This is a genomic window from Trichocoleus desertorum ATA4-8-CV12, from assembly GCA_019358975.1.
GTDB classification, from domain to species: domain Bacteria; phylum Cyanobacteriota; class Cyanobacteriia; order FACHB-46; family FACHB-46; genus Trichocoleus; species Trichocoleus desertorum_A.
Window position 1 is genome coordinate 1 of record JAHHIL010000065.1, and the last position, 25,683, is coordinate 25,683.

Sequence of the window (25,683 nt, forward strand, 5' to 3'; positions counted from 1 at the left end):
CTCCAGATACTGCCGTTCTATTTCAGTGAGACACACAACGTATTTCTTGGGCATTGCCTGGGTAACTCGATCAACTAGCTCTATCTTACCCCAGAAGCCTGTCAAGCTTTTATTGACTGACCACTAGCTAGCCAGAGTTGCGATCGGAGTCCTGAACCACCAAATGAGGTTATGTTAAGAAAGGTTGCAATGATAAATCTTGTATAGAATAATCTTTAAGAGGTATTTTCAGGAATGAGTCTTCTATTTATATAGATCAAATCATCGACTCCGGTCAAATCCTCACCCCTGCGTTTTTTCTCGTCATGAGCACTCAAGCTGTTGATCCTCAATCCCTAGACCGCCATGAGTGTAGAGCATGCGGCTATATCTACGAACCCGTGAAGGGGGATGATAAGCGTCAAATTTCTCCAGGGACGGCTTTTGAAGAGTTGCCTGTCGATTGGCGCTGTCCGGTTTGCAGTGCCAAAGTTTCACAGTTTACCAGTATTGGGCCAGCAGGTTCCGCTTCCGGTTTTCGGGAGAACCTAAACTACGGCCTTGGGGTTAACCAACTGACACCTGGGCAAAAGAACCTGCTGATTTTTGGAGGGTTAGGTCTAGGGTTCTTGCTGTTCCTCAGCCTCTACGGTTTGCAATAAAGTAGCGAGCATTGGCAGCGAAGCGATCGCCAGGAGAATCCCTGAGTTAAAGATAATTAGCTCAGTTCTGCAACCCTCTGCACTCTCAAGTTAAGTTGCAGGATTTATGGCAATCCTCAGACATTATTCATAAAACATTCCAGGTACAGGCTGAAGCGAGATGAACTCGATTGTGAGAACACTGAAACGAATTGTAATGTTGCTAGCGGTAGTCATGCTATGTGCTAGCTGCGGCAATCAATATTTAAGCTCTTTAGATTACAACCCTTGGCAACTGGTCCAACTACCTACCGATGCCACCATTGCTGATATTAGCTTTGCTAGCGATCGTCAGCATGGATGGGTAGTAGGCAGCAATTCTACCCTTCTCGAAACTAACGATGGTGGCCAAACTTGGGAACTACGGAACCTAGATCTAGGCGATCAAAAGTATCGCTTTGACTCGGTCAGTTTCAGTGGCCAAGAGGGTTGGATTGCGGGACAACCTGGCTTACTACTCCATACCACCGACGGCGGCACATCTTGGGCTCGGATTCCCCTCAGCGCCAAATTACCTGGTTCTCCCAACAGAGTATTAGCGCTTGGACCGAAAACCGCACAGATGACGACTGACATTGGAGCCATTTATCGCACTACAGACGGCGGTAAAAATTGGAAAGCTGAAGTTCAGGAGGCAGTAGGGGTCGTTCGTAACATTTCTCGCTCCAACGACGGCCAATATGTAGCGGTCTCAGCCAAGGGTAATTTTTACTCAGTTTGGCGACCTGGACAAGAAGCCTGGGAGCCGCACAACCGTAGCAGCTCGCGTCGAGTACAAAACATGGGCTTCACCCCAGATGGTCGCCTGTGGATGCTAGCGCGGGGAGGGCAGGTACAATTTAGTAAGCCCAACGATTTCGAGTCCTGGGATACAGCAAACAGCCCCGAATCTTCGACTAGTTGGGGATTTTTAGACCTAGCTTACCGAACCCCAGACGAGCTTTGGGTCAGCGGTGGTAGTGGCAACTTGCTTTGCAGCTTAGATGGTGGCCAAACCTGGCAAAAGGATCGAGATGTAGAAAATATTCCTGGTAATTTCTACAAGATCGTCTTCCTCAGTCCTGAGCAAGGATTTGTGATTGGGCAAAGAGGCACCCTACTTAAATATCAAGCCTCAGTTAAGTCTGCTTAATTATAAGTTTGCTTGACAATGGCGCAATCATAAGAGGTCAAAAATTAGCTCTTTCAGAAGATGACTTGCTTGTGACTGCTTCTATCGTTCCGTATGATAGTGATTAAGCTTTCTGTTGTTGTTAGAGGAGAAGTCTAAATGTCCGGTACTACTGGTGAGCGTCCATTTTCCGACATTATTACTAGCGTCCGCTATTGGATTATTCACAGCATTACAATCCCCGCACTATTTATTGCTGGCTGGCTCTTTGTGAGCACTGGTCTGGCATATGATGTGTTTGGTACTCCCAGACCCAACGAATACTTCACTCAGATTCGTCAAGAAGTGCCAATTGTGCAAGATCGCTTCGAGTCAAAAGAGCAGATCAATCAATTCCTCAAGTAATTGTTTTCAAATTTTGGTTCTAGATCATGACTAGCAATACCCCCAATCAACCCGTTTCTTATCCAATTTTTACAGTTAGATGGCTAGCTGTTCATACCCTAGCAGTGCCCACTATTTTCTTCTTGGGCGCGATCGCATCTATGCAATTTATTCATCGGTAGGAAAAGAAATGGCAGAACGGTCTTCTAATAACCCCAACAAGCAGCCTGTTGAGCTGAATCGGACTTCGCTCTATCTAGGCTTGCTGCTGGTTTTCGTTTTGGGTATTTTGTTCTCCAGTTATTTCTTCAACTAACTGGATGCGAGTCAACTGGCTATTTTTTCTCTGCCAGTTTTATTGAGTTTTAATTAGGAGGTAAAAGCTGTGTCTGGAACTGGAAGAATTCCTCTGTGGGTTGTTGCCACCGTGGCAGGGCTAGGCGTAATTGCAGTCCTAGGTCTTTTCTTTTATGGAGCTTATGCTGGTTTAGGCTCATCTGTTTGATGAATGAAAGCTGGTTTTAACTCAAAATTTTTGCTCGTCTCAAATCTTTGACATCTGTTTGGCTAAAACTCAGCGCAAAAAACCACCTACCCTTAAAAGATAGGTGGTTTTTTATAGTTTCAGGTTTTGGAGTTTGGCTACTTTTGATTTAGTACCAAATTAAATACCTGAGGGATCTTCACGCTCAATATAGATAAAGAGAAAAGCCATTGCCACAGCAGGGAAGAGTAGACCTACTGCGGGCACCAGGATTGAGGGCAAAAATGAAGCTGCCATAAGAAAAGTTTCCTATCTAAAATTGCAAAATTGCACAGTTCCAAAACCGAATTTACTGTGAATTGATAGGTAAATTCTTATCTGCTAAAGATTTTTAACAAAAACATCGGCAGGCTAGGGGTTAGAGAATCTCGTATCCCTCTTACCCCCATTCTGGAAATGACAACGTAGGAGTGTCAGGGGGGACTACCATCCGGGTTGCTACTACTTTGTGACTCTCGCGTTGGGTTGCCATTTCGATCGCGATCGCCTCAAACTGAATCTCTAAGCTACCAAAGGGTACGGTGAGCTGCGTTGTTGCCTCTAAGTCTCCTAGCCCAGTTGGAGTAAAGTCCACCAGCCACCGAGGGCCATCTAGCAGCGATCGCGTCTGGCGATCGTTAACCCAAAACTTGACATAGATTCGGCAAGGCAAATCAGGCATTCTTACTCGGACTGTCACTGGCTTGCCAGAAACCAATTCCCCCACTGGCACTTCTAGCTGCGGATTGGGTACCGATTCATCTGGATGAAGCAAAGTAGGGCTAAGCACTTCAGGTTCAGGCTCTGCTGGTTGCGGTGTCGCTACCACTGGTTCATCTTCAACGACGATTTCTTGAGCAACCCACTGATCCTCTGGTGACCTTGCCGTTGGATGCACAATCATTTCACCCGGTTGAGGCACCCCTGGATGGGTGGGGAAGGCTTTAACCTCGTTATTAGACGTTGAGCCTGTTTCCCAGGCTGGTTCGTCTGATCTAGCCGAATTAGACGAGTCGGTGCGATCCTCCCTTAACCACTCAGACAAATCAGCGTCCGATACCAAAGCATTTAGGCGTGCCCAGAAGCGCTCTTGGAACTTCAAAGCCTGAGAGGTAGTATCCCCTACTGGAGCCTTGCTCTCATCTGGAGTTGCCACAGGCTCAGTCTCAGATATCTCAGTCTCAGATACCTCAGTCTCAGATGCCTCAGTCTCAGATGAGTCGGTTGTCATTAGATCCATCTCTGGGTCTGCCAATCCCAAATCTCCTAAGTCGGAGTCGAGATCAAGAAAAGCCAAGGCAACTTCTGGCTGTAAGGCTACCTCAGGACTATCTTCAAACGTTTCTGGGGCCTCTGCTATTACTTCTACAGGTGGCTCCGTTGCCGGAGGATCAAACCCTTGAAAGACAGGTAAAGCTGGGGTCTTGGAAAATTCAGATTGACCGGATTGATAAATTTGGGGCGGAAGCGGTGAACCCGTAGAAGGTTGAATGTGAAATAGCTGCTTACCTTGAGACTGCTCTCCCAGGTTTAGAAAAGAGAGGTTTAGATAGGCCCGTTCCGACTGCGGATTATTTGTGGCAGAGTCGGCTGCTGCGGATTCCAGTTCGGATGGTTCTGTAGATAAACGCAAATCCAGCAACTGGTTCTCGCTTAAGTCAGCAGCGATCGCATCTAGCAACTCATCCACATCGGCTGTAAGCGTAAATGACTGAGTGACCGCAGATGTGTCAGCAGAGTGCAAGGTAGCGGATTCTGCCTGGTCTGTCGTAATCGCTGGACGGTGAAATATGACCTCTCCTAGCAATAATCGGGTTTTGCAGCTTAGGGGAATTTCTATCGTGCAGTTGAACATGTAAGGCAGAGGTTGGCTAGTCAGAGGCTGTCGCACTTCGACTAAAACTTGAGCACTTTGCGGATCGCGCAAGCAAACCTGCAACTCTCCTTGACCAGAACGAACTGCTACGGGGAGATTGGCGATCGCGGTAGTGGGGCTTTCTGGCTCTTGCAACTCAATGCGCCCAAATAAAGTGAAGGGCCGCCCCCAGGAAGTCATGTAAGCAGATTCAGCGAGCACTAGCTGGAGCGGCAAGTTTTCCAACTCTGGCGGCTCTACTGCCGGATCTAGAGTATTGGGAATAGCCACCCCAGCCCCTTCAGGAGCGACCGGGAAATCGTCTGCTGGGATTGGCTCTGAACTTGGCTCTAGGTCTAGTTCTGCGCTTGTCGTCTCAGCGATCGCAGGAGTATCAGAAGACTCAGGGAATTCAGGTATTTCTGGGCTAGGAGTGGCGATCGCCGCACTCTCTAGATCTACCTCAGGCAGGAGGGTAGCTTCCGATTCTGAGATCTGCTTTGCAAGGTACTGTAACTGCTCTACAGAATAGTTTTCTACAGAATAGTTTGCGGTTGCAGGAATCTGGTGCGTAGGAATCTGATGCGTGTTGTTTACACCCTCTGGTGTCACAGGCTCTGGGGCAACTTCTACGCTAGCTTCAGAAGTCGCTTCTACAGTAGCTTCAGACTGGGCAGTAGTGACTTCCGGCTCTGAAGTTAGCACATCTGGTTCTGGCTCAGATGCTGTCTCATGCTGTAGCGGTGGCTCTAGATGAGTAGCTGTGGCTGTAGTCACCACTAAACTGGACTGTGAGGATGAGGAGTCTGTCGCTTCTTCATCCTGCATCTCCCACTCAGGGTCCCAATCTGTCTCAGACTCAAATTCTTGGGGTAATACTTGCAGGCAGACATTGTGCTGCCAACTTTGACCCATAAAATCTGACATCAAATCGCCAGCACAACGAATTTCCCACAACCCTGGTTTCATCCGGGTGAAGGGGAAAACCACCATTAATCCATCTTTGTTGGTGCGGCCAAATCGCTTTTGCGCCCGCCGCTTGGGTGGCACTTCATCAGCAACTTGATGCGTGATCCGGATTTCAACACTTATATTGGCACGGCTAGAGCGAGCAACCACTCGATAGCGTCCCTCTAAAATTTCCACATCCGGTGACTCTAGAGGTAGCCAAGAGCGATCGCCCTCTTTCTGTAGCAGAAATTCCCAGTATTCCATCTCAACCCTCGGCAAGGGGATGCCCACCGCACATTACTTAAGCCTATGAATTAGTTTGGCGGCAAAAAAGACTGCTGGTTTAAATTAGCAGCCTTAGTCGGCGACAGGATTGCTCTAGAGGCAACCTAGACGTTCCTAAATCGCATCATTGAACTTTGGTTTTAAGTCTATCCCACTCCCGATCATTCCGCTTGGTCCCACAGAATTTTTCTGTTTGCCACTTATCGTTCCACCGATTTCCCTTCAGAGTCTACCTGGGGCAGAGCTGAATCTGGCAACTCGCGTGTCGGTGGGTAAGTGTAACTAGCAGAAGAGCGAGGGCCTTCTCGGAAGCGATCGCTCTCTGCATCGACTTGGCGTTCTTCTAAGGTTGAAAACGATCGATTCGTATCGCTAGACTCGCTGGGAGCATCAGGTATAGATCGAGAACTATAACTGTTACTCTGCAAGTCCAAGGATGAGCGAGTTGGAGGTGGCAAACGCCCAGATGAGCGACGGCTACCCGGTGAGTTCGGAGGAGTACGGGTAAATGTCCGCCACGCCGCTTTTACACCTGAGAATACGCTGCGAGTGGTAGTTTGTGCCTTTTGTACTTGCTTGCGAGCACCATCAAAGCTTTGGTCTACTTGTTTAACTACCTGCCCCGCACTCTTTACACCTTCGCTCATATCATCGGTCAGATCGCTAATCTCCAACCCAGTTAAACGAATAGATTCTAAAGTCGGGGGCAACTCGCGTGAGAGGGTATCGAACAGTTTTTCAGCGCTGCGAGCTGCCCTAGCTAATTCTTGAAGCGCTGGTATGGCTACAACCAAAACTGCTGTGAGGCTCACGGCCACCAGTAGAATTGAAAGTCCTAGCCAAAAAATAGGGTCAATCACCGAATGCCTACTCTAAAAGTTAGTGAGTTAAGTTAGTGAATTTTATCGAACGCATCATGCATAGCAGGGCCTGACTCCGTAGCTTCCGGAGAAGATGCTTGATTCAAGACCTGTTGTTCCCGCTGAGTTGCTTCGATGCCTGAGGCGATTGCTTCTTTCAAGCGTCCTAGCGTTTCATCCCAATTCCGCAAAGCAGACTCAGAAAGGCGATCGGCTTGGAGCTGCACACTGGTTGACAAATCCTCTGCGAGTTCTGGTAGAGCATCCGCAGATTTCTTCAAGAGCTGCCGCGTCTCCCGTCCTGTCCGAGGAGCAATCAATAACCCGGTCACTGTGCCAATTGCAGCTCCTAACAGTAGACCTCCAAGGAATGATCCGGAACGGTTGTTCGACATTGTCTGGCTTCTACCCTTCAATAACTAGCTGATTAATTTAACTCGATTGGATGCCACCTGTCTGTTTATGAGGTGGAACCGCCCCGATTTTACTGGATTGGTTCTCTAGAAGCTGCATCAATTTTTGCACCCAAGCACTCAAATCAGCGTTCTATGCTTCACTGCCACTACACATTAATCTATCTCATGGTTTTGCTATCCGCTAAAAACGCTTTTTCACGGTTCTCGGTCGTTGCGATCGCCTAACCTGTGTACGCCAAACTCCTTGGCCCAAACTAATCAGTCCCAACACTTGCTGCACTTTTTGCAACTGCAACTCTAGTGTTTGGTACTGCTGACGCAACAGATTCGCACCTTTCTGCCCTTGCAAAATTCCGACTGGCGCACCATATAAGACTTTATGCGTACTGCGCTCATAGTTCGTCAAAGCATTGGCAACTTGAGCCAGAGTGCGACGCAATTTCCAAATCTGCCAAGCCGCACAGAGACAAAAGCCACTAATCAGAAGGTTGATTATTACTACGGTCATCACCATGGCCACACCTCCTACCCCGCGATGCCTCAATAGTTACATGGTTATTAGCGCTACAACATCTCACCAAGGCATGGGCATCTTGTCCGGGCCACAAGATGGGCCACAAGATGTCTACTGAGATGTAGATTCTGAAGGTTCGTCAGGACTAACATCCACAATCACTTCAGCCGTCTGAGTGGGTTGAGGCGCAGGGCTATCCGAGTTTGGCGAGACCCTCACTTCTGGTTTAGCGCGATCGCCTGCATTGGCTTTTGCTTCTTCTGCTAGGGCTTGGGTTGTGTCTTTAACCTGTTCACCTAACAATTGTGCTCGCTCTTTGAGAGTCTCTTTAAGCGTCTGACTTTTCTCTTGAGCCTGCTCAGCGAGAGTTTGGGTTGTGTCTTTAAGCTGTTCCCCCACTATCTGAGCTTGTTCTTTAGCCTGAACACTCAGGGTTTGAAATTGTTCTTTAGCTTGGCTAGTAATAGCTTGAAGCCCTCCCAGCCAGGATTTCACATCTTGCTTCGTTTGTTGATAATCTGACTGCAAAAAGCTACTCACCTTAGCGACTTTATGCCTAAGACCCTCGGTGTAAATCGAGATCTCTTGAGCCGCATTATTGGAGATCATCACCCGCTTACTACCCAAACCTAAGATCATGGTTGGCTGTAGTAAATAGCTGCCATCGGTCAAGCTGCTCCAGCCTCGCGAGACAAATAGATACTGGGTAATTTCTCCGGTTGTAGGATCGAATAAATAATCGGTTAGCTTACCAATTTTATTGCCAGCATCACTCCAAACTTCGCGGCCAATCAAGGAATCAATCGGTTTGATCTCTTCTGGATTTACGCTGGTGTGACTCGAATTCACAACGATGCTATCGGTGCCAAATGCCTCGATTTGCAACAGGGTAAACATTTGTTTTTTACCCTTCAAAAACCCTGTTGTGCAAATAATCCCCATGACTCGGTGCAGCTCTGGCACCATCCAAATTTGATCAACTCGACCCAGTTCTTCAGCAGTGTCTCGGTCTAGTACTAATCGGTTGAGTAGTTCGCCTTGTCGGGCGATCGCCTGTGGAGAAGCCATAAAGACCTCAAAAATAGATGCGCTTTCCCAGCAGTATAGCCTCTGGATTCAGAAACTCTTAAGAATCGCTGCGAATCCCAGCCGCTATAGGCTTGAATGTAAATCACTGAGCCTCAGAGGTTCTGAGGTGCCAGCCACTCTCTATCAAGATGAAAAACTGCCCCTAAAATCGACTTGCACGCCTTGTAGCTCTATAGGTAGTGCTTTAAATATTGCGGATAGGTGCATAGTCATGGTTCAATCTGCTTCTGGCTCCATCCTGTATGTAAATCCTGCGGCAGGTAATGATGCTGCCAATGGGAGTCAAGCTGCTCCTCTCAAAACGCTAACGCGAGCCTTACAGCAAGCCCGTTCAGGCACCACCATCCAGCTAGTAGCAGGCACCTACAATGCTGCTAGCGGGGAAGCTTTTCCGCTGACGGTTCCGGCAGGTGTCACTGTGGTCGGCAATGAGAGTAATAAAGGTAGTGGTCTACTGATTGAAGGCAGCGGTGAATACATCAGCCCTACCTTTGCACGGCAAAATATCACCCTACGACTAGAAAATAGCGCTCAACTGCGAGGGGTCACTGTCACCAACCGAGCCCAGCGTGGCACCGCCATTTGGGTGGAGTCAACCGCGCCTACTGTTGCTAACAGCACCTTGACTAACTGTGCTCGCGAAGGGGTTTTTGCCACCGGGACAGCTAATCCGGTGATTATAGACAACATATTTTTTCAAAATGCTGCCAGCGGTATCTCTATTGTCCGAAATGCTAAAGGCGAAATCCGGCGTAACGTTTGCCAAAAGACAGGCTACGGCATTGCCATTGGAGATAATGCAGCTCCCCTAGTCGCGGATAACAGAATTTTTGAAAACCGTTCTGGGGTAGTGCTATCGGGTCAAGCCAACCCCGTACTACGCAGCAACGTGGTTGAGAAAAATACTAGCGATGGTCTGGTGATTACAAATACTTCCTTGCCAGATTTAGGCAAAAGCCAAGACCCAGGTGGCAACATCTTTAGGGACAATGGAGCGTTTGATTTAAACAATGCGACCAAAACCACCCTAATGTCTGTCGGCAACCAACTCAACCCTACCCGTGTTCAAGGTCTGATCAACTTCGTCGCCAGCGAGGTTCCCACTCCCACCCCAACTCCTGCCCCAACTCCAACACCAACCCCCGTTCCGACTCCCACGCCAACTCCGACTCCCACGCCAACTCCGACGCCTACCCCAACCCCTATTCCGACTCCAACACCCACCCCCATTCCAACCCCAACGCCCACCGGATTGACTGACATCACAGGCCATTGGGCAGAAAGCTTTATTCGCGGGTTGGTGAGCCGTGGCATTATTAGCGGTTTTCCTGACGGCACCTTCAAACCCGGAGCCAACATCACTAGGGCACAATATGCTGCCGCGATCGCCAAAGCCTTTAATCTACCCAACAAAAAAGAAGCGACTAACTTTACTGATGTTCCGGCTGATTTCTGGGCGCGGGCGGCAATTCAGAAGGCAGCTCAAATGGGGTTTGTTTCTGGGTTTCCAGACAATACCTTCCGACCTGACCAAAACTTAACCCGAGTCCAGGCGATCGTGTCTTTGATTAGTGGTTTAAGCTTCACAGGCGGCAACACAAATATTTTGCTGGTCTATAGCGATCGCGCTCAGATTCCTAGCTATGCCACCGATGAGGTGGCTACAGCAACTCAACGCCGCATGGTGGTGAATCAACCTCAGGTCAATCAACTAGAACCCATGCGAGACATCAACCGAGCAGAAGTTGCCGCCTTGATCTATCAGGCATTGGTGGCGCGTGGGGAAGCTCCCGCGATCGCCTCTAACTTTATCGTCAACCCAGATCAAGCCACACCCTCCTTTACAGACATTCAAGGTCACTGGGCAGCAGATTTTATTCGTGCCCTAGGAGGTCAAGGATTAATCAGCGGCTTTGAAGATGGTTCCTTTAAACCAGACGCAAAGATGAATCGAGCACAATATGCAGCTTTGCTAGTCAAAGCATTAAATCCGCCTGCGATCCGAGCTGCTACTAATTTCAGTGATGTAGCCGCAGATTTTTGGGCCGCTAATGCGATCCAGCAAGCTTACCGGGGTGGGTTTCTTTCTGGGTTTCCAGATAACACCTTCCGCCCGACTGACAACGTATTGCGCGTTCAAGTACTCGTTTCCCTAGTCAACGGCCTGAACTTAGGAAGTGGTGATGAAACCGTGTTGGGGATCTATAGCGATCAGGGCTCAATTCCGCCTTTTGCCCGTGGTGTTGTAGCCACAGCCACAAAACGACGAATGGTAGTGAACTTCCCGACAGTGGGGCAGTTGAACCCCAACCGAGAGACGACTCGTGCCGAAGTAACTGCTATGGTTTATCAGGCTTTGGTTAATGCGGGGCGATCGCCTGCCATTAGCTCTCCTTACATCGTTTCTGCCTAGGCCAAACCTGTAAAGTTGTGTTGGGTGGGCTTACAGCTATTCAACACAACGATCCCCTCTTCCTGAGCACCGATCCCCGTCCTCCAACGAGTTTTGATTTAGAGCAACTGATCTATATGATTAAGAATAGTTAACTGTCCATTTAAGATTTAATTCTAAAGACATGGCTGAAATCCAATTTTCCAGAGGTATTACCGAAGATGCAGTGCCTGACGTTCGTGTCACTCGTTCTCGCGACGGCAGCAATGGTACTGCAACCTTCTACTTTGAGCGGCCTAAGGCTTTAAGTGCTAGTAACACTGATGCCATTACAGGGATGTACCTGATCGACGAAGAAGGCGAAATCTCCACACGTGAAGTAAAAGCTAAGTTTGTCAATGGCCAACCAGAAGCGCTAGAAGCTTTTTATTACATGAAGTCTACTGAGGAGTGGGAGCGCTTTATGCGATTCATGGAACGCTACTCAGAAAAGAACGATCTAGGATTCAGTAAGTCTTAGTTGGTCTTTATTTCGCGTTAACAAATTGCTTGTTACCAAGAGCGTCTCATAGCCTGCCCTCATCCCGCGCTATCAAAGATTTTGCTCGCTGATAAGGATCGAGGGCAATCTACCCTTTAGCCAAGCTGATAAAGCATTTCATGACTCACCAACCGCATCCTGATTCAGCAAATATTGTTGTAAGTTGCGCTGTGATTACGGTTAGTGATACTCGATCTTTTGAAAGCGATCGCAGTGGTCAGGCGATTCAGCAACTACTTTTGGCCGCAGGGCATCAGATCCATGAGTACACCATCGCCCCAGACGAACCTGCCCAGATTCAGGCGCAAATCCAAGCCCTGAGTCAACGAGTAGATCTAGATGCAGTCATTATTAATGGTGGTACCGGGATTGCTCCGAGGGACACAACCTATGATGCACTTGAAAAGCTACTAGAGAAAACCCTGCCGGGGTTTGGAGAGCTATTTCGCTGGCTCAGTTATCAAGAAATTGGTTCACGGGCGATCGCCTCTAGGGCTGTAGCAGGAGTCTACCAAACCAAGCTCATTTTCTCCGTCCCAGGCTCCACTAACGCGGTTAACCTCGCGATGGAAAAGCTAATTCTGCCAGAACTCGTACATCTAGTAAGCCAACTACGGTTAAATTCTTAAAAGCATGACTCACCCCCTATTTAGCAAGTAAGCGCTCCCCTGAGGAAGCGCTTAACCTTGAGCTTTAGGTGTAGTGATTGAGCAGTCTATTGGGCATTAGACCGACAAGCAAATCCTGGGAGTAAACAGGTATTGCGGCTCTGACGCTGAGCAGCTGTAGGTTGCTTGACCTTCGCAAACTCTGCTTCTAGCACATTCAGGGCTCGTAGATACTGGGGATCATCCTTAGTACCAATCATTTTCGGATTAGACACTAGCTGCTGCCGCTGGGCATCCGTTAAGTCAATCTTGATGTCGGGTGTAATTCCCTTGTGGCTAATATCAGTCCCAGCAGGAGTATAGTAGTGGGCAATCGTCACAGCCAGCCCAGAACCATCGGACAAGGAGTGAACAGACTGGACTAAGGCTTTACCAAAGGTTTGGCTACCTATTACAGTGGCACGTCCGTTGTCTTTAAGAGCACCAGTCACGATCTCGCTGGAGCTAGCAGAATTACCATCTACCAAAACCGCAAGCGGTAACTTGGTGAGGGCGGTGCGATTGGCCGCCAATTCCTCGTTTTCACCTTTGCGATTCACGGTGCGGACAATTGAGCCAGAGTCCATCCACATCCGAGAGATGTCAATACTAGCTTGCAATAGACCACCAGGGTTACTTCGCAAGTCGAGCACAAAGGCATCTACTTTTTGGCCCGTCAGGTCTTGAATAGCTCGTCGCATTTGCTCTGGAGCATGGGCACTAAACTCATTCAAGCGAATATAGCCGACTCGCTTCGAGCCTTCTTGGCGCAGGCTGTAACGTACCGTGGGTAGCTCAATCCGAGCCCGCTGCAAAGGTACATCAAAAGCAGACTTGGTATCGCGCTCGATGCGTAGGGTAACTTTAGTGCCAACGTCTCCCCGAATCAGATTAGAAGCGTCTTCAACGGTCATCCCTTTGGTAAGCTTGCCGTTGATTGCCAAAATGCGATCGCCCGCTTGAATCCCTGACTTCAAAGCAGGAGAGTTTTCAATCGGCTCTACCACTGTCAAAATTTTAGTCTTCTCGTTGAGCTCTAACCGAATCCCAACGCCAGAGAGTTCTCCCGAAGTTTGGCTATTTAACGCCTGGTATTGATTGGGGTCTAAAAAGCGTGTGTAAGGATCGTTGAGTTGCTCCAAGGATTTGCGTAGCGCTGCATAAGCTTCCTCGCGAGAACTATAGTTTTTGCCAAGCAAACTCTGTCGGACTGCCTGCCAGTCTTTTTGGTTAAACGTACCATCCACATAATCGCGATTCACAATCTGCCAAGCTTCATCCAAAACCGTTTTGGGACTATCTTGCAGAGCAGCTCGTACTGAGCGACTAAGACCAGGACCAAATAACGTGAGGGTAGCAGCAGTAGCGATCGCCCCGCCACAAAGAGCAACTTGGATCAGATGGGAATGTCTGGGGGACTGGTTCATTGGAAGTTGGCTCAAATCGTTTAAGTATCAGTGGCTTAGCAGTAAGGCTTTTATAGCTTTTATATAAATAGCCTTCGGACACAAAACCGGAAAATGCACCACGGTGAATTCTAGGGGGCTTGCTGGGTCCCTAGCTTTAGCAACAACTCCTCATGCGCGAAACTGTCAAAAGGTTGGACTACCCCTGAGACAATTATCTTCAACATAACCAGGCTAGCAAGTTAAACCAGGCTTGACATGTGCCAGTTTAATCAGTGTCCATGCTAGAGAGAATGAGCTAAACCTAAAGTTTGCTAGGGGATGCAGCAATCGTAACTCATAGTCGTTACATCAAGTAGAAGAGTCAGATATAGCTAAAAACCATGATAGTGTTGCCCGACAGAATAGCATGAGGTTCAACTTTTAAGAGTCAGTAAAGTTGCGGTGAATTATTCAGCAATTAACGTGTTGTTTTAAGCCGTTCAGTGCAGATTTGATCTATTGAGATGATTGGAGATTATTCCCACTAGCCATGAAGCTGAAAGGTAAGCGTCGCCAGCATTTATACAGGAAAACTTTGGTAGCCAAGGTTTGGAGCCGTCCTGTCAAACTTGGACTTTGGGGAATCGGGTTCCTGTTAGGTATGTGGCTCCTGATTAATACGATAGCGTTGCGATCGGCAGCCTTGGGGCCAGTTGATGCTGTTTTCGTGCTGGGGGGTAGTATCCGCCGTGAAATTTATGTCACTGAACTCGCGAAACAACATCCCGAAACCCCGATTCTGATTTCTCAAGGCTCTCAAGACCCTTGCATCTGGCTTATTTTTCAACGCGCTCAAGCCCCCATCAGGCAAGTTTGGTTAGAAAAGTGTGCCGATTCTACATTCGGTAATTTCTACTTCAACATCCCACTGTTACAACAGTGGCAGGTACACAAAGTCAAGCTGATCACCTCTGCCACCCATCTCCCTAGGGCCAAGTGGATGGCACAAATTTTATTGGGAGCACATGGCATTTGGGTGGAGCCAGATATTGTCAGAGAAGAAGGCGTTCCTGGTAATCGTGAGTCCTGGATCAAAACTGGCCTAGATGTAGTGCGGAGTTTAGTCTGGGCGGCAGTCAGCCAGGTTTATACCCCCAAGTGCACTGATGTGATTCTACTGAGCGAGGTCAACATTCAGGAATGGCAACAGCGAGGATTTGAATGCGAGCACCAAGGTAAAGTCCAGTAGATGTTTTAGATTCAGTCTCTGACCCCCCCCTCACTTACAGCTGAGGCTCCTCAGTTAAAGGTGCTTGAGGTGAGCGGTGAGCTTGTAGCAGCATTGTTTGCTGAGCTACTGCTTCTAGCGTTGATAAGGGCACTCGATAAAAATATTGGCGACGAAACTGCTCTTCTTGAACTACTCCCAAGAATTGCTGGACTGCTTCCGTTAATTGCATCTCTACAGATGTAGGGTCAGCTTTCGCTTGAAACTCCACTTGGAATCCCTGCTCAGCGTAAGTGACGGCAAAGCCGAGAAACTGCAACGCTTGAAAGCCCAATTGCAACGAGCGATCGCCGATCCCCAATTTTTCATGCAACTGGTTTCGAGTGGCAGAACAACCCGTACGGCTGAGATATTTAGCAATGCCGATCAACTGCTGCCAAATTTGGGTAGGAGCAATCAGGTTCGGAGGTGGATAAGCGATCGCCAATCGCTGGCCTGCTTGAATCGCTCGACGAAACCAAGCTTGCAATTCGCCCCAACTAGCTGGGCATTGGGTCACCCACAATGTCTGTGTGTCTGGTGTAAAGGGTTCAAGTTCTCCGCGCCAATCGATTAGCCAATCTACAGGATGAGAGACTTGGTTCAGTAACGTTGCTTCGCTAACAGGAAATACCTCTAACAGCCGAACTTCGTAGTGTGGTTTTTTGCCACGTTGACGATTTTCGTAGGTATTGAAATCCAGTTCTACAACCACGTCACAGCGTCCTGAGGGAAGTTCTTCTTTGTAGTGCCCCCACCAAACCCCCGGAAAACCAACCGTAGTCGAATGATCGCGCAGTGCAAATTCTGTTTTGATGTACTGAACTTTTCGACCCTGCCAATCTTGGATGTTGCGGTGCCAAGACCGCTCAAACCAGCAGTTTTGGATGAGGAGTTTGGGAACAGGATTCCCCATGCCACAGGGTTCTAGCAGCTTAAGTTCGCGGAATAGAGTTTTGCCTAACTCTGCCACTGTGACCACTAGATCAGCTTGATTGGCAGAAGTCGAAGAAGGGGTGCCGCAGTTTTGCTGTCGTAGTTGGCGATTAACGGCTTCAGTAAACAGGGGAATATTAGCGACTGGTAGGCTCAGCCCTGCTGCAAAGGGATGGCCCCCGAAGCTGTGAAGTAAGTAAGCTTGCTCTTGTACGAGCTGGTAAAGATCAATTTGATTCACCGATCGCGCCGATCCTCTAGCCAAAGCTGAAGCCTGCGATCGCGTCTCGTTAGTTGAGTTGGGTGTTGTCAAATCCAGATCTAGCGAATCAGCATTGAGCAAAATTGTGGGACGACCATATTCTTGGGCGATTTGTCCCGCGACTAGGCCCAAGACCCCAACTGGCCATTGGGTATCAACTAGGACAATAACGCTGGTGGTTGAGAGATCTAGCTGCGCCAGTCTGTCTTTGACCTGGTGGGTCACTTCCCGCTGTAGAGCTTTGCGACGAATATTGGCTAGCTCTGTTTCTTCGGCCAACTGCCGACAGCGCTGTTCGTCCCGACTAGTGAGCAATTCCACACAAAAATGGGCATCGCCTTGAATCCGACTTACTGCATTGATCCGAGGACCCAATCCAAAAGAAATATCCGTGGGGCGATCGCCTGTTTTTTTGCACAGCTCCAACAAACGAGCAATCCCCGGTCGAGGTGGCTTAACTCCCGCTTCATGATTAATTAGATGCTGCTGCAATTGCTCAATACCTTGCTGGGCTAAATACCGACAATCTCCGGTGAGCTGAACCAGATCAGCAATCAGACCAATGGCGACCAAATCTAGCAAATGTGTGAGCGGCTGTTGCGGTACTTCAGGCCAAGTTTGGTAGAGGGCTTCCACCAGTTTGTAGGCAACAGCCACCCCAGAAAGATGAGCTAAAGGATGAGTTGGCAGCAAATAACGAGGGTTGACAATTGCTGTCACATCAGGGCGTTCTGGCGGCAGGGTATGGTGATCGGTGACAATCACATCCATGCCTAAACTTTGGGCGTACTTGATTTCGGCCAGATTGGTGCTACCCGTATCGCAAGTAACGACTAATTGACAACCTTGAGCTGCTAGGCGATCGAGCCCCTGTTGAGACAGACCATGAGACTCAATCAAGCGATTGGGGATGTAGTAAAGTAGGCGATCACCCTGACTAAAAAATTGGCCCAACCCATCCCAAAGTACGGCTGTGGCTGTAATGCCATCCGCGTCAAAATCTCCCCAAATTGCTACAACTTCATCTTGGCTCCGCGCTTGTTGGAGGCGCTCCACAGCCCATTGCATCTCCTGCCCAAACTCAAACGGGCTGGCTGGCTGATAAAACTGTGGGTGCAAAAACCCAGCAAGTTGCTCTGGGTCTTGAATTCCCCGCTGCCACAATAACTGAGCTACATAATGGCCAGGGAGACCTATAGCCTGCTGCTGCACAGCCTGAACAAACCAAGCAGGTGGCTCAGCTGTGACGTGATGAGCATCTGCTTGCAATATGGGCACGGGCTGTACTTGCTGCTCCAGCATTTAAGAGATTAGGCAGTTAAGAAAACAAGGCAGAACTGCCGTTATAGCAGCTTATCTGATCGCTTTCATACCATCCAACTGCTTAGCGAATAAGTCAACAAAGATGCTCATGACGGTGCGTTGGCGGATCTTAATATTGGTGCTCACAGACATACCCGATTGCAGTGGTACTTCTCGCCCTCGGATTCGGAGTGTTTGAGCATCTAGAGTAATTTTGGCAGGGAAGCTATAGTACTTCCGTAGTTCATCGGGAGGTAAGGCATCAGAACCAATGGAGGTTAAGCGGCCTTTAATATCTCCAAACTCACTAAAGGGAAAAGAGTCGATTCTGACATCCACATCCATGCCTTCTTTGATGAAGCCGATGTCTCGGTTTGTAATATAAACCTTGGCGACTAGATGATCGCTGGGCACAATCTTGAGCACAGCCTCACTGGGGTTCGCGACAAAGCCTGGACCCCCCGCTTTGACATCAAAAATAATGCCATCAGTAGGAGCCTTAATGTCCTGATACTTCAACGTCAGTTGGGCTTGACTGAGCTGGCTATTAATTTCATCAAGCCGTTTTTCGTTTTCAACAATCGCCTTGGTCAGTTGGCTGTCGATTTCCGCAATGCGTTGATCATTATTCGCCATCAAAGTCAAAACATCTTTTTGCGTCTGGGAGACGGTGTTTTGTAGCTGTTGTTGAGCTTGAGCGATCGCGAATTGCAAGCGCTGTTGTTCCTGGCCTAGGCGTTCAACTTCAGCTTGACCAGAGCGAACTTCTTGTTCTTGCTTCAAATACTGAATCTTAGCAATGCCACCTTCTTCATACAGTGGTCGAATGCCATCTAAAATTCGCTGGTTCACCGCCAAACTATCCTTGGCATTGGCTAGAGACACTTGGTTTTGACTGTACTGCCGCTCTAGTTGTTTTGTCTCTAACTGAGCTGATGCCGCCCGCGAATTAAATTCATCTCGACTAGATTGCAGGCGTGCCATTTGATCAATTGAGAAATTACCTCCCTGGGGAGCACCTGTGAGCTGAGCGCGATACATTTGATTTTCTGCCAAGAGGTTCACTCGGCTCTTGGTCAGAGAAGCAATTTCTGTGGGTAGCTTCAGGGCGATCGCCGCTTGATCTGTGGTGGCTGGGGAAGCCAAACCAACGAGCTGAGAGCGATAAAACTGATTTTCCTGCATCAAGGCAGTACGAATATTCAGCAGCGATTTTTCTTGGGCTCGCGCTGCGGTGGGATCAAAACTGAGGAGCGTTTGCCCTTGCTTAACGCGATCGCCTTCCTTAACATAAATTTCTTTCACAACCCCTGCGACTGGAGCTTGCACTTCTTTTACAGCGCCTTGCGGCTCCAGCTTGCCCTGAGAACTGACCGCCTCCTCAATTTTGGCTATACAGGCCCAGATGATCGAAGCTGTAGTAACAGCAACGATACTCCAAACAATGGCTCGTGACCAAGTGGCAGGTTGCTGGAGAACAACAGGTTGGTCAAAAGTTGTCGATTTCGCTGAATAAGAAGCTACTTCTGGGGTGGGAGGTAGCTGTTGATTCAACTTGGCTCCATTTTGCTGGTTAATCATCATAAACCTAGTAGGTAATAGAGAGTGGCGCAATTCATGGGCTGTAGCAAAGGGGGGATTTGCCAGCACCAGCAACGTAGCAAGGAAATTCCGCTTGAAGTTTTTACGGCTTAGTCCTGTTGTTATCGTGCCCTTTAAGGTTCAAAGATTTGCAGATGCTGAAAATCAATTGCTGCAATATCGATCTTTAGAGGGTAGTCTTCCTCTTTATGTAGCAATTGTGTCTAGCTTCAGAAATAGCTGACTACAAAAGTTTGATGAAACTTTACAGCTAAGTCTTGAGGTTGAAAGGTTCAGTAGAGAGGTAGCGATCGCCACCCCCCTTGAGCTTTCAGCCCCTCTCTAAAGGCAACGGGTCTACATTTGCGACTCTTGTTGTTGGTAGAGGCAGTAGTAACGCCCTTTGATTGCCATTAGTTCTTCGTGCAGTCCGGTTTCAACGATAGAACCTTTGTCCATCATCAAAATCATGTTGGCGTTTTTAATGGTGCTTAGACGGTGCGTGATAAAGAACACGGTGCGATCGCTAAAAGCTTCTGCCAAGTTTAGACACACTTGCCGTTCAGTGTCGTAGTCCAAAGCGCTGGTCGCCTCGTCCAAAATCAGCAGACGAGGGTTTTGCAACACTGTCCGAGCGATCGCCACCCGTTGTCGCTGGCCCCCAGAGAGCGCCGCCCCCCGCTCACCTACACGAGTGTTATAGCCATTTGGCAACGTCATGATGAAATCATGGGCCGCCGCCACCTTAGCAGCAGCGATAATTTCTTCCGAAGAAGCATCTGGTTGAGTTAAAGCAATGTTTTCTTGGACAGTGCCATCAAACAGTAGCGGCTCCTGCGGTACAATGCCCACCTGTCGCCGCAGAGAATACAACTCCACTTTGTTAATGTCGTAATTGTCGATCAAGATGCGTCCGGAATCTGGTTCATAGAGACGCGGTAGCAACTTCATTAAAGTGCTTTTACCCGAACCACTCTGCCCCACCACGCCCACAAAGATACCAGCAGGGAATTCGATGCTGATGTGATTGAGTTGAGGCGCACTATTTTTGTTGAAGCTGAAGACCACATCATCATAAGTGACCGCCCCTTTAATCGTGGGCATCGGAATGTTTTGCCGATCCAGCTCATCTGCCTCTTGGGGAGTGTCAATAATATCGCTTAGACGCTCTAACGAGAGGGCAGTTTCCTGAAAGTTTTGCCACAGTTGCGTCAAACGCAACAAGGGTGTGGTTACGTAGCCAGCAATAATCCGGAAAGCAAACAACTGGCCTAAGGTTAACTGGCCCGCAATCACCAAGTAAGCCCCCACCCAGAGAACCAGCAAACCAGAAACTTTGTTGAGTAAGTTGCTAGTCGCGCCAGCAGTCGTAGAAGTTAGAACCGTTTGGAATCCAGCACTCACGTAGCGGGCATAGCGCTCTTGCCATTGCCAGCGCGATCGCAACTCAATATTTTGAGCCTTGACCGTCTGAATTCCAGACATCACCTCCACTAAGTAAGACTGAGTTTCGGCGTTGCGCTCTGCTTTGGCTCGCAACTGTCGTCGGATAATTGGAGAGACTAAAGCCGTAAGAATAGCAAATAGAGGAATCGTGGCTAAAGCGACGAGCGCCAACAGCCAACTGTAGATAAACATGACCACGATGTAGATGACCGAGAACACGGCATCTAGCACTACTGTCAGCGCTGTTCCAGTTAAGAACTGGCGGATATTTTCTAGCTCATTGATGCGACTAGACAGTTCCCCGACTGGGCGCTTCTCAAAATATTTCAGGGGCAATCGGAGCAGGTGGTCAATAATCTCTGAACCCAAAGCCATATCGATCCGGTTGGTGGTATCGACGAACAAATAGGTTCGCAAGCTCATTAACAGCGATTCAAAGAACGCCATTAAAAGCAAGAAGATACCGAGGACATTCAAAGTGTCCAAACTGTTTTGGACCAACACTCGGTCAATGATGATTTGCAGCATCAAAGGGTTGGCCAAACTGAATAGCTGCACAAAAAAGGAAGCGATTAAAACTTCAATTAAAACTTTGCGATACCGAATCAAGGATGGCAAAAACCAACCGAGGCCAAACCGCTGCTTCGGAGTTTGCTTGGTAGGTTTCAGAAGCAAAACTTGGCCTTCTTGTCCCCAAGCTTCCGCGAAGTCAGCTGGTTTGAATCGCCGAATTCCTGTTTCTGGGACGGCCAGCACGATCGCCTTATCGCTAATTTCATACAGCACTGCACAGCTATCTTGCCAACGGATCAAGGCTGGGGCTGGCAGGCGGCTTACAGTCGCAGCGGGTACATTAACCAGTTGGGCATTTAACCCCATCAGTTCTGCGATCGCCCCGCAAACCTGTAGAGACATGCTGCCCGAACGATCCATCTGATTCGTCAAAACCCGATGTACCACATCCCGTCGAAAAGGTAGACCCAAATGCTGCGCCAACATTTGGAAACAAGCTAGAGTCGCGTTGAGTGGCCCTCTCGCTCGAATGTAAGGATATTTCTGTTTCCCCTTAGCCTGTTGCGTAAGGGCAGCACTTGAGTCTCCTGGTACCTTTTCAGGTGCATAAGGAATCTCTACCCCTCCCGCATCTAGTTCGTCCTCAGCCTCTGGGAAGGGCACTAGTTCAGCCGCATCACTCAGTACTAGAGCTGAACCATTAGCTTCTGCATGTACCTCTCCTAGAGCGGCAGCAGGGAACCCAACGAGACGGGTCGCACTTGGCCCCTCCACACTGATGTAGGATCGAGAGATAGAAGCATTAAGGCGACTGCCTACTGACTGGTTGGTGACTGTGCCACCACCACTGACTAACCAAATTAAACTAGGGTCAAGTTGGCTGAGCTGTGTCCTACCTTTCGGCAAGTTCATGACTACAGCCTCTGGCCACACCTGCTGAGTAAAGTCTTTAAGATTAATAACTCTATTAATGGGTTGGCGCTCTAGTTCTGCTCCAAGCAAATCAAAGGCTTCCACCAACGCACAACGTTGACGAAATGCGGCAGCAAATCCTGGCTCTTGCTCAATTAGTTCTAAGAAGTCGGTGGTTGCAAGAGTAATACAGATCACCTCATTAGAAGCGATCGCGGTCTCGCAAGGCATTCCTCGCAAAATTCCTGCCCAGCCTAATACCTCTCCAGGATTTAATAACTTCAACGTACTGGGCAGTTGGGTTCGCGGATCATACCCTAAGTAGCGAGCTTGCCCTTCATACAAAATAGCAATTTGAACAGGCAGTTTTTCCCGTACTAGGATCGCCTGTCCCATCCGGTAACGCAGTAGCTGAAATTTTGGCAATAGCCGCGTGACAGTAGCGGGCGATAACTGGCTAAAGCCAGGAACTTGAGCTAAAAACTCTTGAATTGTGTTTGTGGTGTAAGTCATGAGGAAGCAGAAGTAGCAACAGCACCAGAGTTATTAACAGCGTTGATTTGATGAAGCTGCTCTTGCAGCCAGTTATTAAACAGCTCGTTCAGCAGCCGTTGTCGCATGGGTTCATCTAGTTGCGCCGGAAGGAATTTTTCTAACCGCACAATCACCACCCATTCTCCCAACTGGGTCGGAGGCCACAACTGCCCTGGCTGGCTCATTGACAGCACTTTTGCTAATTGTGGATGAGGAACGCTCAATTCCACAGGGCCAATTAAACCTCCCGTCTGAGATTCAGGCCCTTGAGAATATTCCCGTGCTAAGTCCGCAAAAGATTGCTCACCTTCTTGGATGCGAAAATAGAGTTCTTGAGCAATCCCCACATCTTGGGTCCGGATAAGGGAATAAATCACCTTGTCCATTTGCCCTTTTCTCTGCAAGAAGTAAGACTCTAGCTTGATTCCCCAAGTGGCCTGCTTAAATTTTTCGATTCGTAATCCCCGCTCAGTCCTAGCCTTGAATTCTTCAGGAGCTAGCTGGCGCTGCGACAACCAAGCCTGCTGTGCTTCCTCTGATGTCAGCTGGTTTTGGGCATAAAAGTGCTGGCAGGCTTGAGTAACTTCTTCCGGCGTACAAGTGTAAGGAATAGTCACCTGATCGAGCAAGACTTCTCGCAATAGCTGAGGTAATAGTTGGTATCGCGCCAAGAGCGGAATGATTTCTGCGGCAGTGATGGGGCGATCCCCAACTTGCAGAATCACGGTCATATCAGCGGGCGGGGGGCTTTCCAAAACAGAGTTTTTTTGTGAAGACATTAAGTTACTGGGGGCTAGAACTCAATTAGCGGCAGACTGTTCATGACGGAAAACTAGTCTATGAAGGTGCGATCGCAATTACTAGCAATCACCTTTTACTTGGTATCAGCACCACTTCACTAATCAAGATACCCATTGCAGTGACAGCTATACCTACGGTAGTTCTTGCTATCTAACTATCTCTAAAATCATTAGTCAAAATTAACAAGCGATCGCACATTTAACTATGGATGCAGAAACAATTCTGCATTATTTGGATGGGAGCCAGCGATCGTGAACACGGTTTCCATCACTTGGCGGATAGTGTCCCAATCAAGCAGTACATGCGGTTATGGACATTCAAGATGTAGAGCAACAAGCAGCGCGATTAATGACTGAAGGGCTCAGCAGTGGCGTTGCTGGCGAACAGAGGCTTTGCAGATAGCAAAATTGACCAAGTGTCTCCGCGAGACGTTGGGCTGGCATTTCCGAATCCGCATCAAGCAATCATTTCAATGCCAGCTTGGGACACTAGTTCGGGAGCATCCCACTAATGCAGAAGTAAGGGCAAGGAGGCAGAATTGAGGAGTAGGGCACAAGGCTAACTCATGACTCCGGAAGAACAGGACCGTCTGCGAGCTTGCACTCAAGAGATCGCCGAGATTTTGTACCGCAACAGTGACAAAGTCGCTCTAACAACGCTGGAAGGTATTGAGCAAACGGTACGACAACAGATGCTAGAGCAGGTGAGCCCCGAAGTTGCCCTTTTTTTATCAACCATCAAGCCCGAACGGAACGTGGACGAGTCCGGCAGTTGAAGAGTTTGGTGGGCAAGATTCACTTGCGCCAATCGCAGGCAGAGCAATTAGGAGTGAGAGCGCGCAGTCGAATGAGCGGGGGTTTGGAGAAGGCGTGCTTGCGCTTGAGTGCCAACGAGTCGTTTGAGAATGCCGAAGCCGACATTGCAGTTCTGACAGGAATTGCAGTCGGACACTCAACTCAACAACGATTAGTGGGGCGACAAGCGGTTGCGTTGCCGGATGCTAAACAAGGGGTGGGGGAAGTCAGCATGGATGGGGGTAAAGTGCGTCTGCGCGACCTGAAGGAGAGCAATAGCCCTTGGCGTGACTACAAAGCCGTGCGCTTAGCACACATCTATTATGCGGCGTTTTATCAAGACAACAACAGCCTGAGCAATTACGTCAATGCCCAACGACTCCTTTGCCCATTGGTCTGTTTGGGCGATGGACATGATGGGGTGTGGAATCTGTTTAGCATGATTGCAACGCCTCAGACTCACCTTGAAATCCTCGACTGGTATCATCTCAAGCAAAATCTCTACAAAGTGGGCGGGTCGCTGAAGCGGCTTGCTCAAGCAGAATCGCTGCTCTGGCAAGGACAAACCGCAGCGGCAAAGGCACTGTTTGCAGATTGTCGACGCCAGCAAGCTCGTAACTTCGAAGCCTATCTCACCAAACATGGCTCCCGGATTGTCAATTACGCCCACCACCAAGCCGAACAGTTGTCATCGATTGGCTCAGGAGCAGTGGAGTCTGCTGTCAAACAGATTGGACGACGCTTGCAAATCTCCGGTGCACGTTGGAATAGTGCCTCGGTTAATTCGATGTTGAGCTTACGCTGTGCTTACCTCAATGGTCTGCTTGGCGATTTGACTGTTTCTGCATAAGTGGGATGCTCCCCACTAGTTCTCAGTTTCATCGCTACAACTGCAACCTGGACAGGCTTACTTTCTCTCAACATGATCCTTGGTAAAAAGAAATTTTATCCCACTGCTCATCTGGCTTTTACCCATGACTTAAACAGGGGCAAGAACGAATTCATCGTGAATAATGAAGCGACGACGTCCCATTCTTTGCTCAATGATAACTGCGCTTTCAAGGGGAGAAATCCTTTTTAGAGCTCTAATGAACAGCTTCAAGCTTCAACCTCTCGCGGACGAGATTCATTTGGTGACCACAAAACTCTATTCTTGCTTAGAGCGTGAATTTACTCTTCTAAGGCACTTCGCAGCTTCCTGGCTTTGTCAATAAGGTCGATTGATAAAGCCAGGAAGCTTAGCCGTTCTTTGGCTTTACTTTGGTCGCCACCCTACATAACCTTACCTATCATTAAAAAGAGGAGAGAGGGGCTTCCTCAGAAACTCCTCTCTCCTCTAGCGCCTAGTTAGCGCTCTTTTTATCTTAGTATTGCCCTGGCATCGAGCTATTGTCCCGTGGGGCTACCCCCAAAGTATCGTCGCCGCTGCAGCGTTTCACCTCTGAGTTCGAGATGGGTCAGTGTGGTTCCACCGCGCCATGAACACCAGGAATATCGGCAGGGATGAAATAGGAAGGATGAAGGATGAAATGACAGGCATTTCTTTCCCCTTACACACCTATCTTCATCTCCTCAAAACCTTGAAGGCTGCATAGTCCCTTGTCTTCTGTCTTTCACCAACGCTTGATTCGAGGTCAAGCCCTCGGTCTGTTAGTATTGCTCGACTTCATCCATTGCTGAACTTCCATCTACAACCTAT

General features: G+C 48.7%; 21 protein-coding genes, 1 rRNA gene and 1 pseudogene. 11 read left to right on the forward strand and 12 right to left on the reverse strand.

Features of this window, described 5'->3' with window-relative positions:
• Positions 1-305: 305 nt before the first annotated feature.
• The 6 genes from KME12_25340 to KME12_25365 all read left to right on the forward strand — a co-directional run bounded on the left by KME12_25340 (position 306) and on the right by KME12_25365 (position 2,680).
• Complete coding sequence (locus KME12_25340) at positions 306-641, forward strand: rubredoxin (GenBank protein MBW4491097.1); 336 nt, start codon at positions 306-308, stop codon at positions 639-641.
• 160 nt (positions 642-801) lie between these two features.
• A complete protein-coding gene (locus KME12_25345) occupies positions 802-1,812 on the forward strand; it encodes a photosynthesis system II assembly factor Ycf48 (GenBank protein MBW4491098.1) in 1,011 nt (336 codons plus the stop codon).
• Positions 1,813-1,950: 138 nt separating this feature from the next.
• Positions 1,951-2,196, forward strand: coding sequence for a cytochrome b559 subunit alpha (gene psbE / locus KME12_25350; GenBank protein MBW4491099.1), 246 nt, complete (start codon positions 1,951-1,953; stop codon positions 2,194-2,196).
• Positions 2,197-2,222: 26 nt separating this feature from the next.
• The gene (gene psbF / locus KME12_25355; protein MBW4491100.1) at positions 2,223-2,357 is read left to right on the forward strand and encodes a cytochrome b559 subunit beta; all 135 of its coding nucleotides are present in this window, start codon (positions 2,223-2,225) and stop codon (positions 2,355-2,357) included.
• 8 nt (positions 2,358-2,365) lie between these two features.
• On the forward strand, positions 2,366-2,491 hold the full coding sequence (locus tag KME12_25360; GenBank protein MBW4491101.1) for a photosystem II reaction center protein L: 126 nt from the start codon (positions 2,366-2,368) through the stop codon (positions 2,489-2,491).
• A 69-nt stretch (positions 2,492-2,560) separates the two neighbouring features.
• Positions 2,561-2,680 (forward strand): photosystem II reaction center protein J, encoded by a 120-nt coding sequence (locus KME12_25365; GenBank protein MBW4491102.1) that lies wholly within the window; start codon positions 2,561-2,563, stop codon positions 2,678-2,680.
• A 159-nt stretch (positions 2,681-2,839) separates the two neighbouring features.
• On the opposite strand, the gene psaI is transcribed toward KME12_25365, so the two are convergent.
• From psaI to KME12_25395, 6 genes and pseudogenes are all read right to left on the reverse strand, one after another.
• Complete coding sequence (gene psaI, locus KME12_25370) at positions 2,840-2,956, reverse strand: photosystem I reaction center subunit VIII (protein MBW4491103.1); 117 nt, start codon at positions 2,954-2,956, stop codon at positions 2,840-2,842.
• Positions 2,957-3,098: 142 nt separating this feature from the next.
• Positions 3,099-5,768 (reverse strand): hypothetical protein, encoded by a 2,670-nt coding sequence (locus KME12_25375; GenBank protein ID MBW4491104.1) that lies wholly within the window; start codon positions 5,766-5,768, stop codon positions 3,099-3,101.
• 521 nt (positions 5,769-6,289) lie between these two features.
• Positions 6,290-6,649 (reverse strand): annotated as a pseudogene (locus KME12_25380) (DUF948 domain-containing protein).
• Positions 6,650-6,681: 32 nt separating this feature from the next.
• Entirely contained in the window at positions 6,682-7,044 is a 363-nt protein-coding gene (locus tag KME12_25385) for a YtxH domain-containing protein (GenBank protein ID MBW4491105.1), read from the reverse strand.
• A gap of 202 nt (positions 7,045-7,246) precedes the next feature.
• Positions 7,247-7,579, reverse strand: coding sequence for a hypothetical protein (locus KME12_25390; protein ID MBW4491106.1), 333 nt, complete (start codon positions 7,577-7,579; stop codon positions 7,247-7,249).
• 111 nt (positions 7,580-7,690) lie between these two features.
• Positions 7,691-8,647: a PRC-barrel domain-containing protein gene (locus tag KME12_25395; protein ID MBW4491107.1), complete on the reverse strand. Its 957-nt coding sequence runs from the start codon at positions 8,645-8,647 to the stop codon at positions 7,691-7,693.
• Between the two features lie 232 nt (positions 8,648-8,879).
• Between KME12_25395 and KME12_25400 the strand changes: the two genes are divergently transcribed.
• The 3 genes from KME12_25400 (at position 8,880) to KME12_25410 (ending at position 12,230) form a co-directional block, all read left to right on the forward strand.
• Complete coding sequence (locus KME12_25400) at positions 8,880-11,081, forward strand: S-layer homology domain-containing protein (protein MBW4491108.1); 2,202 nt, start codon at positions 8,880-8,882, stop codon at positions 11,079-11,081.
• A gap of 163 nt (positions 11,082-11,244) precedes the next feature.
• On the forward strand, positions 11,245-11,580 hold the full coding sequence (gene psb28 / locus KME12_25405; protein ID MBW4491109.1) for a photosystem II reaction center protein Psb28: 336 nt from the start codon (positions 11,245-11,247) through the stop codon (positions 11,578-11,580).
• A 140-nt stretch (positions 11,581-11,720) separates the two neighbouring features.
• Entirely contained in the window at positions 11,721-12,230 is a 510-nt protein-coding gene (locus KME12_25410) for a molybdenum cofactor biosynthesis protein MoaB (GenBank protein ID MBW4491110.1), read from the forward strand.
• A gap of 86 nt (positions 12,231-12,316) precedes the next feature.
• Here the strand turns inward: KME12_25410 and KME12_25415 are convergent, their stop codons facing one another.
• Positions 12,317-13,675, reverse strand: a complete 1,359-nt coding sequence (locus tag KME12_25415) for a S41 family peptidase (GenBank protein MBW4491111.1) — start codon at positions 13,673-13,675, stop codon at positions 12,317-12,319.
• A 511-nt stretch (positions 13,676-14,186) separates the two neighbouring features.
• Between KME12_25415 and KME12_25420 the strand changes: the two genes are divergently transcribed.
• Positions 14,187-14,885 (forward strand): YdcF family protein, encoded by a 699-nt coding sequence (locus KME12_25420; GenBank protein MBW4491112.1) that lies wholly within the window; start codon positions 14,187-14,189, stop codon positions 14,883-14,885.
• Between the two features lie 34 nt (positions 14,886-14,919).
• Here the strand turns inward: KME12_25420 and recJ are convergent, their stop codons facing one another.
• From recJ to KME12_25440, 4 genes are all read right to left on the reverse strand, one after another.
• Positions 14,920-17,403: a single-stranded-DNA-specific exonuclease RecJ gene (gene recJ, locus KME12_25425; protein MBW4491113.1), complete on the reverse strand. Its 2,484-nt coding sequence runs from the start codon at positions 17,401-17,403 to the stop codon at positions 14,920-14,922.
• Between the two features lie 51 nt (positions 17,404-17,454).
• Positions 17,455-18,984, reverse strand: coding sequence for an HlyD family secretion protein (locus KME12_25430; GenBank protein ID MBW4491114.1), 1,530 nt, complete (start codon positions 18,982-18,984; stop codon positions 17,455-17,457).
• 357 nt (positions 18,985-19,341) lie between these two features.
• The gene (locus tag KME12_25435) at positions 19,342-22,368 is read right to left on the reverse strand and encodes a peptidase domain-containing ABC transporter (protein MBW4491115.1); all 3,027 of its coding nucleotides are present in this window, start codon (positions 22,366-22,368) and stop codon (positions 19,342-19,344) included.
• On the reverse strand, positions 22,365-23,120 hold the full coding sequence (locus tag KME12_25440) for a peptidylprolyl isomerase (GenBank protein MBW4491116.1): 756 nt from the start codon (positions 23,118-23,120) through the stop codon (positions 22,365-22,367). Before KME12_25440 ends, KME12_25435 begins: the two co-directional genes overlap by 4 nt.
• A 635-nt stretch (positions 23,121-23,755) precedes the next feature.
• Between KME12_25440 and KME12_25445 the strand changes: the two genes are divergently transcribed.
• Positions 23,756-24,834 (forward strand): ISKra4 family transposase gene (locus tag KME12_25445; GenBank protein ID MBW4491117.1). Its coding sequence is split into 2 segments (ribosomal slippage): positions 23,756-23,912 and positions 23,912-24,834, totalling 1,080 coding nucleotides; the frame shifts between segments, so codons are not numbered across the junction.
• A 523-nt stretch (positions 24,835-25,357) separates the two neighbouring features.
• Here the strand turns inward: KME12_25445 and rrf are convergent.
• Positions 25,358-25,474, reverse strand: a 5S ribosomal RNA gene (rrf, locus tag KME12_25450).
• Between the last annotated feature and the right edge of the window lie 209 nt (positions 25,475-25,683).